Below are 13,833 nucleotides of genomic sequence, written 5' to 3' on the forward strand. Positions count from 1 at the left end.
GCCGATCGAAGCCGCGCATGGGTCGGCCCGGCTTGATCATGCGTCAGTTCGCTCGCCGAAGGCGAGTAACAATTAAGCAGACGTCTGTAACAAGGCCGCGGCCTCCGACGGCGTCGATCAATCCCGCGCCACGGGCGCCGGCCGCCACACCAAGAGCCGCCGCTCGACCAGCGTCACGCCGAAATCGATCAGGATCACGAAGGCCGACAGCACGAACATGCCGGCGAAGACAGCGCCGACGTCGAACACACCCTCGGCCTGCTGGATCAGGTAGCCGAGGCCGGCCGCCGATCCCAGATATTCGCCGACGACGGCGCCGACCACGGCGAAACCGACCGCGGTATGCAGCGAGGAAAACATCCACGACAGCGCCGAGGGCCAGTACACATGCCGCGTCAACTGCCGTTCGCTCATGCCGAGCATGCGGCCGTTATCGAGCACGGTGGTGCTGACCTCCTTGACGCCCTGATAGACGTTGAAGAACACGATGAAGAACACCAGCGTCACGCCGAGCGCGACCTTGGACCAGATGCCGAGCCCGAGCCACAGCGCGAAGATCGGCGCCAGCACCACGCGCGGCAACGCGTTCATCATCTTGACATAGGGATCGAACACCGCGGCGACGCGGGGCTGGCGCGCGAACCAGAAGCCGACCAGCACGCCGCCGACCGAACCGATCACGAAGGCCAAGACCGACTCCCACAGCGTGATCATCAGATGCTTCCAGATCACGCCGGTCGCGAACCATTTGTATATCTGGCTGGCGACATCGACCGGGGTCGAGAAGAAGAACGGCGGCAGCAGCATGCGGCCGAACACCGGCACGGTGGCAAAGAACTGCCACAGCGAGAGCGCGACCACGGCGACCATCAATTGCCAGAACAGCAGCGTCAGGCGGGACATCAGGAGGCCTCCGCCGCTTGCGAAGACTGCGCGTAACCCTTCATCACTTCATCCTTCAGAACGCTCCAGATTTCCCGGTGCAGCTCGTGGAACTGCTTTTCCATCCGCACTTCCGAGATGTCGCGCGGGCGCGGCAAGGCCACCTTCCAGTCGCCGATGATGCGCGCGCCGGGTCCCGCCGACATGATCACCACGCGGTCGGCCAGCGCGATCGCCTCTTCGAGATCGTGGGTCACGAACAGCACCGCCTTGCGGTCGGCGGTCCATAGTTCCAGCAAGAGATTGCCCATGATCTGGCGGGTTTGGGCGTCGAGCGGCCCGAACGGCTCATCCATCAGCAGGATCTTGGGATCGCGGATCAGCACCTGCGCGAGCCCAACGCGCTTGCGCTGCCCGCCGGACAGCATATGCGGATAACGATTGCCGAACGCGCCGAGCCCGACCGACGTCAACCAGCCCTGCGCGCGCTCCAGCGCCATCGCCCGCGGCGCGCCCTTGATCTCGAGGCCAATGGCGACATTGTCGATCGCGGTCTTCCAGGGAAACAGCGCATCGGCCTGAAACAGATAGCCGGCGTCCCGATTGAGCCCGGTGAGCGGCTGGTCGAAAATCCGCACCGCGCCCGCGGCCGGCTTCAACAAGCCGGCGGCGACGTTCAGCAGCGTCGATTTCCCGCATCCGGTGGGACCCACGATGGCGACGAACTCGCCATGCGCGACCGAAAGCCGGGCCTTTTCCACCGCCGTATAGACCCGCGCGTCGGCCAAGCGGAATGCCACCGTCGCCTCATCAAGCGCGACCGCCGTAGGCTGTACCGTATCCACTGCGTCCCCTCCCCAATTTGGGTCATGCCTTAGCGGTTACGAACGATAAGTTCAACGCGGCACCGCAACGTGGTAATTGATCTTATTGCCATTGCTGGAGGCCGGGCCGCCACCCCGGTCACCGCTTGTTTTTGCCAGCTCGACCGGTCTGCTTTGGTGATCGCCAATCGACAGACCCATCGCCATGCAACGAATTTGGGTATCTACTGATCTGTTCGGAATTCATGCCGGAGACGTTCAATGAAGCGGGGGTTTCACCTCGTCGGATCGGCGGTACTGCTGGTCATCACGTGGGCCGTGATCTTTGAGATTGGGTTTCGGCTGCAGCAGTATTTCGGTCCGCTGTACGATCTCGAAATGGCTGGTGTCAATTTGAACTGGCAATCCGACGTGGTGAACCATCAGCCGACACCGCAAGACCAGAATCTGTGCATCTACGGCGATTCGACCGGCTTCAGCTACAAGCGATCGTTTGACGCGAACGGCATCAGGATCACCGACGATACGGCACAGCAGGCCGAGTGCGAAAACCCGGTTTCGGTCCTGTTCCTCGGCGATTCCTTTATGGAAGGCTACGATGACAAGAACACGCTGCCGTATCACGTTGCAAAATACTTCAAGACAGAGCGCGGTTCCTGCCTGAAGACCTACAATGCGGGATATACCTCGTATTCCCCGGCCATCTTCGTGCCGCAGGCCAAGAAGCTGCTGCCGGTGCTGCGTCCCGACTATATCGTGGTCGACGTGGACGAAACCGATCTGTACGACGACTTCGCCCGATACCGCGGGCTGATTGTCCGCAACGAACGCGGACAAAATGTCGGCGTCAAGGCTTCACCCATTGGACGCGAATGCAGTCTCGGCCTGATGGAAGCTCGCAAGCATCCCTTGTACCTGATGCGCTTTGCGGCAAAGCTTTGGCACTCCTTTGTCCATATGCCAGCGGTGGTTGAGAAGAACCGAACGGACTTCACCCTCTTTTCCTATTCGCAGGACCAGGGCGCCGATCTCGAACGGAAATATGCAGAGCCGCTCCTGAGTTTCAGGAACAATCTGCAGGAGCTGGCAGAGGTGCTGAAGGATTACACCAAGGACGGCAGCCGGGTGCTGTTCATCTCTCATCCACATCTCCAGCACCTCAAACCCGACGCCAAGGGCCGCCTGTGGAACAATCTCGTCAGCTCTTCGGTGCAAAAGACTTGCGTCGCCAACGGCTTTCTTTTCTTCAATGCCACCGAGGCACTGAAGAAGCGGTCCGGATCGCGCCCCGAGCGCTTCTATTGGGGAGGTAACGATATGCATTTTAGTCATGAGGGACTGGCGGAATATTCCGCTGCCGTCGCAGCGTTTATGGCCTCGGCGATGATCCCGAAGGACTGACCGCGTCACCTCAATGGCCTGCCGGCCGACGAGGCCATCGAATGGCGTTACCGCGTGCCGGCGGCAGAAAAAGGTTGGCACCCGGCTCACGATTAGCCGATTGTTCGGCTATCGCTATTTCCCTTGCAGAGAATCCACGCCGAATGCCCGCCTCGTCTCTCATCTCCTACGCGCATGTCGGCAAGACCTTCGACGGTGGCCGAGGCGCGAACCGCGTGGTGGCGGTCGACGACGTCTCGCTTGATGTCGCCGAGGGTGAGTTCCTGGCCATTGTCGGCGGCTCCGGGTCAGGCAAGACCACGCTGCTGCGGCTGGCCAACCGGCTGATCGACGCCGACGAGGGCCACGTCACGGTGGAAGGCGAGGACGTCCGCAATGTCGACCCGATCGGTCTGCGCAGGCGGATCGGCTACGTGTTCCAGAGCGGCGGGCTGTTTCCGCATCTTTCCGTCGCCGGCAATATCGGCATCACGCCAAAGCTGCTCGGCTGGCCTGCGGACGAAATCGCGGCGCGGGTCGATGAATTGGTCGATCTGGTGCGGCTCGACCGCGCGCAGCATCGCGACCGGCTGCCGCATGAATTGTCCGGCGGCCAGCGCCAGCGCGTCGGCGTGGCGCGGGCGCTTGCCGCGAAACCGCGCATCGTGCTGATGGACGAGCCGTTCGGCGCGCTCGACCCCCTCACCCGCGACGCGCTCGGCGACGACTATCGCGAATTGCACCGCCGGCTGGGGCTGACCACGGTCATGATCACCCATGACATGACCGAGGCCATTCTGCTCGCCGACCGCATCGCTATCATGCGCGGCGGACGGCTTCTGGCCCAAGGCACGCCCGCCGAACTCTCTGATAGCAGCGACGCTTACGTCGGCGAGTTGCTGCGCACGCCGCGGCGGCAGGCAGAACGGCTCGGCGCGCTCCTGCCGCGGGATGGCGCGGCATGAACCTGTTCGCCGATCCACGCTGGAGCGAGGCGCTCGGGCATCTGCCTGACTATCTCGGCAACCATGTCCGCGTCAGCGTCACCGCACTGGCGCTGGGGCTCGCGGTCAGCCTGCCCCTCGCGATTGCGGCACGCAATCGTCGAGCACTGCGCGGCGCGCTGCTCGGGCTTGCCAGCATCGTGCAAACCGTTCCGGGCCTGGCGCTGCTGGCGCTGTTCTATCCGCTGCTGCTGGCGCTCGCGGCGGTGTCGCTGTCGTGGTTCGGATTTGGATTTTCCGCCTTCGGTTTCCTCCCCGCCGTGCTGGCGCTGGCGCTCTATTCGATGCTGCCGGTGCTGCGCAACACCATCACCGGCCTGCAGGGCGTCGATGCCGCGATCCTGGAAGCCGCACAGGGTGTCGGCATGACGCCGCGGCAGTCGCTGTTCACGGTGGAACTGCCGCTGGCATTGCCGGTCATGATGGCGGGCATCCGCACCGCGGCGGTCTGGGTGATTGGCACCGCGACGCTGTCGACGCCGATCGGCCAGACCAGCCTCGGCAACTACATCTTCGCGGGATTGCAGACCCAGAACTGGGTGTTCGTGCTGTTCGGCTGCCTGTCGGCCGCGGTGCTGGCGCTAACCGTCGATCAATTGCTGGCACTGATCGAAAGCGGATTGCGCCACCGCAGCCGCGTGCGCGCCATGCTTGGCGGCGCCGGCATCGCGATGCTGGTCGCGGCGACGCTGGTGCCCACCATGACGCGCTCGCAAACCAGCTATGTCATCGGCGCCAAGACCTTTGCCGAGCAGTATGTGCTGTCGGCGCTGATGGCGCAGCGGCTGCGGGCCGCCGGCCTCTCCGCCAGCTCGCGCGAAGGCCTCGGCTCGAACGTGATCTTCGGGGCGCTGGCCGCCAACGACATCGATTTCTACGTCGATTATTCCGGCACGCTGTGGGCCAATCAGTTCCAGCGCAGCGATATCAGGCCGCGCCAGGAAGTGCTCGACGAGTTGAAGACCATGCTTGCCAAACAGAACATCACACTGCTCGGCGAACTCGGCTTTGAAAACGCCTATGCCCTGGTGATGCCGCGCAAACGGGCGGAGCAGCTCGGCATCCGCAGCATCACCGATCTGGCGCCGCACGCGGCAGGAATGTCGATGGCCGCGGACTACGAGTTCTTTTCACGGCCGGAATGGGCCGGGCTGAAAAAGGCCTATGGGCTGTCGTTCCGCGCGCAGCGGCAGATGCAACCGGACTTCATGTATGCGGCGGCAGCTTCCGGCGAAGTCGACGTGATCGCGGGCTATACCAGCGACGGACTGATCGCGAAATACGATCTGGTGGTGCTCGCCGATCCCAGGCACGCGATCCCGCCCTATGATGCGATGGTGCTGCTCGCCCCCAGGCGCGCCGGCGATGCGGCGTTGCGGGCGGCGCTGCAGCCGCTGCTCGGCAAGATCGATATCGCCGCGATGCGCGAGGCGAATTTGCGCGCGGCCGGCAACGACGCGACTTCATCGCCCGATGCGGTGGCGAGGTGGCTGTGGGAGAAGATCGGGACGAAGTAGGTGACCTGCGCTAAGGTGTTCCGGCTCACATGGAACCGCGCCGTGAATTTTTCGCGCTCTCTCGTACTGCCTGCCGTGGGTATCGCTGCGATGTCGGTACTGATATCCGGAACGACCGTTGCCACCGCAGCACCCCTGCCCGCGCGCGTCACCTTTGCCAGTGCCGACGGGCGGACGACACTGGTCGGCTATGTTTTTTTGCCGGAGGTGCCGCATGCAGCGCGCACGCCTGCGGTGGTGATGATGCATGGCCGCGCCGGCGTTTATTCCTCGGCCGCCAACGGCAAATATGACGCCTCGACGCTTTCGAAACGCAATCAGCAATGGGGGCACATCTGGGCCCGGCAAGGTTATCTCGCCATCCTGGTCGATGGTTTTGGTCCGCGCGGCTATCCAACTGGTTTTCCCCGTTTCAGCTACGATTCCCGGCCCGATGAATTGAATGAAATCACCATTCGCCCGCTCGACGCCCATGGCGCGCTGGCTTACCTGCGGACACGCAGTGACGTGATCGCCGATCGGGTCGCGTTGCAGGGCTGGTCCAACGGCGGCAGCGCCACCCTGGCGACGATGTCGGTGAGCGCGCCCGGCATCACAGCGCCGACGCCCGCAACCGGCTTCCGGGCCGGATTGGCGTTCTACCCGGGCTGCGGCCTGAAAGGCCAGTTCGCCGACGGGATCAAGCCTTACGCTCCGGTGCGCGTGTTGCATGGATCGGCCGACGAGGAAGTCTCGCCGCGGCGCTGCGCCGACTTCGTCGCCAAAAGCCGCGCGATCGGTGGCGACATCCAGTTCCAGCTCTACCCCGATGCGGCGCATGGTTTCGACGATCCCAGTTCCTCGCGCCAGAGCGACGTCGCCAATGCGTCCGCGACCCGCGACGCAATCGCACGCGCGATTGCGTTCTTTGCAAGCGTGCTGAAGCCGTAGGCTTTTGTGCGGGACGGGAGCCTGCTTGAAATCCGGCATCAAAGACTGGCAAGAAGCGATCGAGCAAGCCGGAATTCAACACCGGTAGCCGCGTTGCCCTTCACCGGGCCACCGATCTGGAGAATGTCTTGATGAACGCACCCTCGACCAATCCCCGCCACTGGAATGTGGGTCTCGTCGGCTACGGCGAAGTGGGTCGCATTCTCGCCGAGGACCTGCGCAAACAGGACGTGAAGGTCGCGGCCTACGATATCAAGCTGCGCAGCGATCAGACAGGTTCCGCGCTGCGCGACCATGCTTTCGCGCATGGTGTCGCGCTTGCGGCGTCCCATGCCGATCTTGCCGCGAGAGCCGATTTCATCGTTTCCGCCGTTACCGCAAGCCAGGCTGTCCCGGTCGCGCAGGCTTGCGCGCCGGCCGTGAGGCAGGATGCCTGGTTCCTCGATTTCAATTCGGCATCGCCGGGCGCCAAGCAGCGCGCCGCCGGCCTGATCGACGGCAAGGGCGGCCGCTACGTCGAAGGCGCGGTGATGACCTCGATCCCGCCGTACCGCATCAAGGTGCCCTTGTTGCTCGGCGGCGCCGGTGCCGAGGCGCTCGCGCCGCTGCTGGTGGAACTCGGCTTTGACGCCAAGGTGGCAAGCCGGGAATTGGGCGTCGCTTCGGCGGTCAAGATGTGCCGCAGCGTGATGATCAAGGGCCTGGAAGCGATGGTGATCGAGAGTTTTACCACCGCGCGCGCCTATGGCGTCGAGGACGCGGTGCTGGCGTCGCTCACGGAGACCTTTCCCGCCATCGACTGGGAAAAACAGGGCGCCTATTTCTTCCAGCGCGTGATCGAGCATGGCCGTCGCCGCAGCGAAGAGGTTCGCGAAGTGGCTGAGACCGTGCGCGAGGTTGGCCTCACACCATGGTCGGCGGAGGGCACCGCCGAACGCCAGGCCTTCATCGCTGATCTCGCCGACGAAGGCCTGTTCGGTGCGAAAGGCACCGACGCGTTTGCCCGCAGCCCCGACTGGCGCGTGGAAGCCGACCGCATCCTTGCCGCCGTGAAGAAGAAATAAGTGATGCCGAAACGTAGGGTGGGAAAAGGCGCACTTAGCGCCGTGCCCACCATTGCTCTTCGAATTAAATGGTGGGCACGCTAGCGCTTTGCCACCCTACGCCACTACAGTCCCCGCACCAGGCCGGCGTCGATCAGGAGGCGGTTGAAGCGCCTGGCTTCTGCGCCGTCCTTGCAGGCATAGAACACGCCCTTGCATCGCAGCATGATGCTCTTCTGCTCCTTGAACGAGGGATCGAGCGGAATGCCGGCGGCGTCCTGGATGACGAGCGGAATGTAGGCGGCGTCGAGGGTTGCGAGGGCCGACGACAAATCGGGCGGCTGGAAGTTGATTCCATCCAGCGCATAGTAGGTCGAGAAGTAACGCGGATCCGCACTCATCAAACGTTGCCCCAGCAGTTTCCGGTCGATGCCGGGCTCGAGCAGTTTCTGCGAGATTGCCGGTTGATGATCGCCGAAGCGCAGCACCAGGAACGACTGGTCCGGATAGTCGCGCGCCAGCCGTGCGGTGAAATCGCGGTAGTCGTTCGCCGTCATGCTCTGGCGGCGAATATACTCGTCGATCTCCGGCGTATTTCCCGGCGGTTTCCAGTCCGGCGTCAGATCGGGCCGGTAGACACTGGTCCAGGGAAAATGATTGGCCGTGAGATACACGAACATGAAGACCGGCGACTGTGACGCTTGCTCGTCAGCAAACGCCTTCAAGGCCTGATCGAAGTAGAACTTGTCGGGCTGCATGTCCTCATCGACGCCCATGTCGGCCATGTCGATGAACCTGTTGACGCCGACACCCTTCTGGAACGCCCGCGCGCTGAGGAAGTCGCCATAGGTCGGATAGAGCGAGACGGTCTTGTAGCCGCAGCGCTGCAGCGCTTGCGGCAGGCCACGCTCGATGCGGTTCGCGGTGATCCTCGTGACGTAGAACTTCAGATCGCCGAACGAGCGCGCCGACATGCCGGTCAGGACATTGAACTCGGTGTACCAGGTCGGGCCGCCTGTCGCCTCCGCGATCATGGTCCGTCGCTTGCCGTCGGTGGATTTGAAGTAGTCGGAATAGCCTGGCGGCACCTTGACGCCGGGTGCTGCGGTGATGTCGAAACTCGACTCGTCGAGCAGCATGATGATGTGCGGGCGCTTGGCAGTGGTATCGCATTTTTCGTCTGGCGGCAGCGCCGGCCGGGCCGTGGCGTGCGCACCCGGGGCCAGGCCAAGCGAGCCGTTCGCCGGCGGATCGGCCTCGATCCATCCGGTCGAGGCCAGCCGCGACACCGCGACCACGCCCGAGCGCGCGAGGTTGGAAATATGATTGATGCCCTGGAACGGCTCCCAAGGCTGCTCGGGCGCAGCGACCGACATCGCCGACATCGACACGGTGGTTGCGGCAAGAAGCGCCAGCACAGGCCCGCGAGCTGCGCGAAGCGGATCGGCGCGCCAGATCGCCCACAGCAGCGGAACGGCAATCACCGCCGCCACGATCAGCTGCGTCCGCAACTGTGGGAACACCGAGAGCAGGAACGAAAACGTATCGCGATCGATGATCAGGAAATCGAGGAACGTCAGAGATAGCTGCAAAATGTCGAACTTGAAGCGCGACAGCACGATTAGCAGCACCACCAGAACAAGCGCCAGCGCCGCGGCGACGCCGGGCCGCCGCAGCACCAGCAGCAACAGGCAGTTCACAAAAACCCACGCCAGCAGCGCGAGCGTGATCCCAACGAATCCGTATTCCGTGCTGAGCAGGACAGCCAGGGCCGCAAGATGCAATGCGGCGACCACGCCGACGCCGGCATAGAACCAGACCCCGCGCGATGCTGTATCGCCGGTCCGGCTTGCTGCAGGTTTGGCGGAGGCTGGAATGCTGCCCTCCCTTGTTGCTAGAGGTTTTTCACGTAACCGGCGTCGATCAGGAGCCGGTTGAAGCGTCGGGCTTCCGCACCGCCCTTGCAAGCATAGAACACGCCCTTGCATCGCAGCATGATGCTCTTCTGCTCCGAAAAGGAGGGATCGAGCGGGATGCCGGCGGCCTCCTGTACCACCAGCGGCAGATAGGCCGCGTCGACGGTTTCCATCACCGCAGGGCTCTTGACCGGTTCGAAATTGATGGCGTCGATCGCATAATAGGTCGTGAAATAGCGTGGATCGTAACTCTCGAATTTCTTGCCGGCGGCGGTCTCGTCAATCCCGGGATCGAGAACATGCGACGAGAATTCCGGCTGATGGTCGCCATAGCGTACGATCAGGAACGGCTGCGCCGGGAACTTCTTTTTCAGCCCCGCGACGAACGCCGCGTAGTCGTTGGCGCTCATGGTCTGCCGGCGCACATATTCATCGACCACGGGCGCGTTGCCGGGCTTCGACCAGGATGGCGTCAGGTCCGCACGAAACGGCGTCTCCCACGGGAAGTGATTGGCGGCGAGATAGACGAAAATGAATTGCGGGTTCAATGCTGCGTTCTGCGATAACAGGTTCAGGGCCTTGTCATAGAAGAAGCTGTCGGGCTCGATGCCCTTGGCGCCGAGATCGCGTGCATCGTAGAATTTCTGGATGCCGGTGGTGGTGTGGAAGCCGCGTGCGCTCATGAACGCGCCGTGAGCGGGATAGAGCGAGGTCGTGCTGTAACCGCAGCGGCGCAGCGCGAGCGGCAAGCCGCGCTCGACGCGGCCCGCTGCGATACGGGTCACGAAGTAGGAAAACCGGCCGAACGAGCGCGACGAAAGCCCGGCCAGCACGTTGTATTCGGTGAACCAACTCGCTCCGCCGCTGCTTTCGGCCACGAACTTGCGCGCCTTGCCGTCGAAGGAGTCGAAATGACTGCCGTAGCCCGCCGGGACCTTGACGCCCTGCGCCTGGCGAATGTCGAAGCTCGACTCATCATGGACCATGATGATGTGCGGCCGCCGCCCCGCCGGGGCGCATGAATCCACCAGCGGCAGCTTGAGGCGACCGGCGGAGACGGCGTCGGACTCCATGAAGCCGTAGTTGACGAAATCCGAGACCGCGGTAACGCCGGAACGGGCGAATTTGGACAGATAGCCGTCGGGATAGTAGCCGCGCCAGGCCTCGTCCGGCCAGGCAAAGGCGTATCCGGTGAGCGCGGCAAGGCAGGCGAGCATCCCCGCCAGCGCCGGCAACCGGCGGATCCGGAACGGATCGAGCCACCACAGCGCATACATCAGCGGGATCGTCACAAGGCCCGCCGAGATTACCGACCAGCGCAGGTTCGGAAAGATCGTAAATAGGAAAGCCGCACTGTCGCGATCGATCACCATCAGATCGACGAAGTTCGCGGTCATCTGCACGACGCCGTGCTTGAACTGCGACAGCAGAACTAGCGCCACCACCAGCGTCAGCGACAGCGCGCCCGACAGCGCGGGCCGGCGCAGCAGCGCGATGAACAGCAAGTTCAGGATGCCCCACGACAGTGCGAAGCACAGGCGCGAACCGAAATCGGCCTCGGTCTGCAGCATGATCGCCAGCGCGGCCATATGCGGCGCGGCGACGGCCAACAGCCGCCATATGCCGATCGCGGCAATGCCGGCGGTAACCGCAGCGGTGGCAGAGGGACCTGGGTTTGGCGCGGGCGCCATGGGCGGGACGCAACACTACCCGGCGCAATGCAAATGCCTTGGCTGGCGACGGCCAGGAGACGCACGACGCAGCCGGAACCTGGCCGTGTCATGAAAACGTAGTGTAAACGTCATGAACAGGCAATGAATTTGCCGTTGCAACGCAAAGCTTTAGTGAATCCGGCTGACGCTGGCCCACGCCGCTAACTTCCCGCCAGCCCGTCGCGCTGCCTACCAAAGGCGAAGGACCGTCGCGGGCGGAACCTGATTTTAGTGACTTTCTTGGTCAGGTATCAGACAGACAACCGTTTTCGGACGGCGGTATTTTTTGCCATGCCCGGGACCAGAGCTGATCCAGAGCTGTTGCCCATCCACCGTCCGCGCTGCCCTGACTGCAAAACGCGGATGCTGACGGTTGCCGTGTCGGCGGGACCGGAAGGTTTCGAGCATCGAAACTATCAATGCCCGAAGTGCGCCCATGCCGAAACCAGGATCGAGGCAATCGACCCGCTGGATACGACGGCCGTGGATCGGACAGGTCTCGAGCCGGGACGGTTGCCCCCTCAGGAAGCCGCGCCAGGCCCGGTCATCGATAATCCGACCAAAACCCAGCCGAAGCGTTAGATCCATGGCCAGACCGATCAAGAATCCCCGCCCCAGGCTCGATCTCGAAACCGAAGCGCTGGCCGCGCTTGAAGCAGCCCGCACCATGGCCCCCGGCCCGGAGCGCACCGAAGCGATGAAACGCGCAGGCATTCTGCAAAACGCCGTGGACATGCAGGGCATGCTGTTTGCGAAACGAGGCCGGCCACCGAAGACCTGAGCCAAGCCAGACCGTCAGCCACGGAAAACGTCAGCCCGCCCCGAGGAAAAATAGGATCGCGAAGAATATCGAGACGGCGATCACGACGGTCCACGCAGAGGCGCCTGCGACCCGGATCGCGATCTCCGTCAAGCTCAGGTCTTCGTCAAACCGGCGGCCGGACATTGGTCGTCAGCCGCACGACGGCTTCCGATTTCAGCGGGTCGGCAACCGTCCTGCTCTCGATCGCGTTGCATTTCGGGCATTCGAAAGTCCGCTCCTCCGACCCGTCAGACAAAGGCGCTAGTCGGACCAGCATCATCCGGGTGAGGCACCTGCCGCAGCGCGGCCGTTCGATCGAGGAAAGGGGAACGTCCGGCACTTTGGACATGATCCTTCCTTCATGCACATCTCGCCGGCTGGTTTGATCGGGCCCTGCTCGTCGCGGCGCGCCAAACGGCATCCTGCAAAATGGAGGTTCCCGAGCCCGTTGTAAGCCTGTCGGATCGTTCGCCAAATGAGGTCCGGCGTCTGTTCGCTACCCGACATAGTGGGATTATTTTCTTGCTATGTCCGGTAGTTGACGTACCGTCCGGCAATTATCGGGTATCCCGCGAAAGCACCGATAGCTGAGAGTAGTTCGCGCTCCCGCCTGTCAGCAGGAGCGCATTTCATGAACAATCAATTGCTCAGCCTTTTCCCGCCGTCCGACATGAAACTTCTCGGTCCGCATTTGAAGGCCGCACAATTCGACCAGCACCGGGTGTTGTTCGAGGCGGACCAGCGAATCCGCCACGTCTACTTTCCGACCAGCGCCGTGGTGTCGCTCGTGATCACGCTTTCGACCGGCGAAATGGTCGAAGCGGCCATGATCGGCAAAGACGGTGTGGTGGGTGCTTCCGCAGCGCTTGACGGGAAGATAGCGGTGAGCCGCGGCATCATTCAGCTTAGCGGTGAGATTGTGGTATGCGACATCGAAGCCCTGAAATCGGTCGCAATACAAAGCCCGAAACTGCTTGCCCTGCTCATGCGGCACGAACAAACGGTCTACGCCCAGGCCCAGCAATCCGCCGCATGTTTTGCCACGCACCAGGTGGAAGCGCGGTTCTGCCGCTGGTTGCTGCGCGCGAGAGATTTGTCCGATAGTGATTACCTGCCGTTCACGCAGGAATATCTCGGTGAGATGCTGGGTGTCAGACGAACGAGTGTGACCGCGGTGGCCAGGACATTGCAGGAGACGGGTCTGATCAAATATGCCCGCGGCAAGATCCAGATCGTGGATGCAGAAGCGCTGCAGGCGAGTGCCTGCGAATGCTACGGTTCGGTCAAGACGCATTACGAAAGGCTGATCGGGCCTCTCAAGAAGTAACCGTCAGGCTGATGCGTTGCGGATGCCGCGCTATTGGCTGCATGGCTTCAGCGCCTTGACCGCGGTTTCCGCCTCGGCCCGCGTTTTATAGATCGTATCGCTGGCCACAGTGATGTTAGGTGTATCGGTGCGAGGGGTCTTGTCGACCACCGTGCAGGTCTTCGTCAGCGAGTTCAGCACGATGTAGAATGCGGGAACGTTTCCCGCAGGCTGGGCGAGACCGGCACCGTTCAGGGTCAGCACGAAGATCGCGCAGAACAGGCTTCGTTTCATGGCAGTCTCCGTTAGCCGCTTCCGAGGCGAACAAGGCTCAGGACGAGCACCAGCAGGATCGCGCCGATAAGCCCGCCAAAGAAGATCCACTTTCTGAGCGGCGTATTGAGGATCACCTCGACGCCCCGCGCCTTGTCGGCGGGATAGGGTTCTTTTGGCGGTGGTGCGGGTTGCGCAGGACCTTCTCTGACCACGGGCGTCCTCCCGGTTCAGGATGCAGTCT

At 62.9% G+C, this 13,833-nt stretch carries 15 protein-coding genes; 8 read left to right on the forward strand and 7 right to left on the reverse strand.

The genetic code is table 11. The annotated features are described in order from the left end of the window. Positions 1-117: 117 nt before the first annotated feature. Together JQ600_RS17480 and JQ600_RS17485 are read right to left on the reverse strand one after the other, a co-directional pair. A complete protein-coding gene (locus tag JQ600_RS17480) occupies positions 118-903 on the reverse strand; it encodes an ABC transporter permease (protein ID WP_192737957.1) in 786 nt (261 codons plus the stop codon). Further along, complete coding sequence (locus JQ600_RS17485) at positions 903-1,727, reverse strand: ABC transporter ATP-binding protein (RefSeq protein WP_212389908.1); 825 nt, start codon at positions 1,725-1,727, stop codon at positions 903-905. Before JQ600_RS17485 ends, JQ600_RS17480 begins: the two co-directional genes overlap by 1 nt. Positions 1,728-1,967: 240 nt before the next feature. Here JQ600_RS17485 and JQ600_RS17490 point away from each other — a divergent pair, with 240 nt between their 5' ends. The 5 genes from JQ600_RS17490 (at position 1,968) to JQ600_RS17510 (ending at position 7,601) form a co-directional block, all read left to right on the forward strand. Next, positions 1,968-3,107, forward strand: coding sequence for a hypothetical protein (locus JQ600_RS17490; protein ID WP_212389909.1), 1,140 nt, complete (start codon positions 1,968-1,970; stop codon positions 3,105-3,107). 143 nt (positions 3,108-3,250) lie between these two features. Then, positions 3,251-4,051 carry an ATP-binding cassette domain-containing protein gene (locus JQ600_RS17495; RefSeq protein ID WP_212389910.1) on the forward strand — a complete coding sequence of 267 codons (801 nt, stop codon included), beginning with the start codon at positions 3,251-3,253 and terminating at the stop codon, positions 4,049-4,051. Beyond that, positions 4,048-5,607 carry an ABC transporter permease/substrate-binding protein gene (locus JQ600_RS17500; RefSeq protein ID WP_212389911.1) on the forward strand — a complete coding sequence of 520 codons (1,560 nt, stop codon included), beginning with the start codon at positions 4,048-4,050 and terminating at the stop codon, positions 5,605-5,607. Before JQ600_RS17495 ends, JQ600_RS17500 begins: the two co-directional genes overlap by 4 nt. 90 nt (positions 5,608-5,697) lie before the next feature. After that, complete coding sequence (locus JQ600_RS17505; protein ID WP_212389912.1) at positions 5,698-6,537, forward strand: dienelactone hydrolase family protein; 840 nt, start codon at positions 5,698-5,700, stop codon at positions 6,535-6,537. A 131-nt stretch (positions 6,538-6,668) separates the two neighbouring features. Then, positions 6,669-7,601: a DUF1932 domain-containing protein gene (locus tag JQ600_RS17510; RefSeq protein ID WP_212389913.1), complete on the forward strand. Its 933-nt coding sequence runs from the start codon at positions 6,669-6,671 to the stop codon at positions 7,599-7,601. A gap of 104 nt (positions 7,602-7,705) precedes the next feature. On the opposite strand, the gene JQ600_RS17515 is transcribed toward JQ600_RS17510, so the two are convergent. After that, complete coding sequence (locus JQ600_RS17515; protein WP_312011044.1) at positions 7,706-9,376, reverse strand: sulfatase-like hydrolase/transferase; 1,671 nt, start codon at positions 9,374-9,376, stop codon at positions 7,706-7,708. Positions 9,377-9,474: 98 nt separating this feature from the next. Next, positions 9,475-11,187 (reverse strand): sulfatase-like hydrolase/transferase, encoded by a 1,713-nt coding sequence (locus tag JQ600_RS17520; protein WP_212266502.1) that lies wholly within the window; start codon positions 11,185-11,187, stop codon positions 9,475-9,477. Between the two features lie 384 nt (positions 11,188-11,571). Here JQ600_RS17520 and JQ600_RS17525 point away from each other — a divergent pair, with 384 nt between their 5' ends. After that, positions 11,572-11,790, forward strand: coding sequence for a hypothetical protein (locus tag JQ600_RS17525; protein ID WP_212389915.1), 219 nt, complete (start codon positions 11,572-11,574; stop codon positions 11,788-11,790). A gap of 4 nt (positions 11,791-11,794) precedes the next feature. Beyond that, positions 11,795-11,989, forward strand: a complete 195-nt coding sequence (locus tag JQ600_RS17530) for a hypothetical protein (RefSeq protein WP_212389916.1) — start codon at positions 11,795-11,797, stop codon at positions 11,987-11,989. Positions 11,990-12,134: 145 nt separating this feature from the next. On the opposite strand, the gene JQ600_RS17535 is transcribed toward JQ600_RS17530, so the two are convergent. After that, positions 12,135-12,359 carry a response regulator gene (locus JQ600_RS17535; RefSeq protein ID WP_212389917.1) on the reverse strand — a complete coding sequence of 75 codons (225 nt, stop codon included), beginning with the start codon at positions 12,357-12,359 and terminating at the stop codon, positions 12,135-12,137. Positions 12,360-12,641: 282 nt separating this feature from the next. Between JQ600_RS17535 and JQ600_RS17540 the strand changes: the two genes are divergently transcribed. Further along, positions 12,642-13,337, forward strand: a complete 696-nt coding sequence (locus tag JQ600_RS17540; RefSeq protein ID WP_212266496.1) for a Crp/Fnr family transcriptional regulator — start codon at positions 12,642-12,644, stop codon at positions 13,335-13,337. Positions 13,338-13,367: 30 nt separating this feature from the next. Here JQ600_RS17540 and JQ600_RS17545 read toward each other — a convergent pair whose 3' ends face one another. Together JQ600_RS17545 and JQ600_RS17550 are read right to left on the reverse strand one after the other, a co-directional pair. Beyond that, positions 13,368-13,610, reverse strand: coding sequence for a hypothetical protein (locus JQ600_RS17545; RefSeq protein ID WP_212489990.1), 243 nt, complete (start codon positions 13,608-13,610; stop codon positions 13,368-13,370). Positions 13,611-13,621: 11 nt separating this feature from the next. Continuing rightward, entirely contained in the window at positions 13,622-13,804 is a 183-nt protein-coding gene (locus JQ600_RS17550; RefSeq protein ID WP_212389919.1) for a hypothetical protein, read from the reverse strand. Positions 13,805-13,833: the final 29 nt, after the last annotated feature.

The organism is Bradyrhizobium sp. AUGA SZCCT0176, from assembly GCF_018130145.1.
Classification (GTDB): Bacteria; Pseudomonadota; Alphaproteobacteria; order Rhizobiales; family Xanthobacteraceae; genus Bradyrhizobium.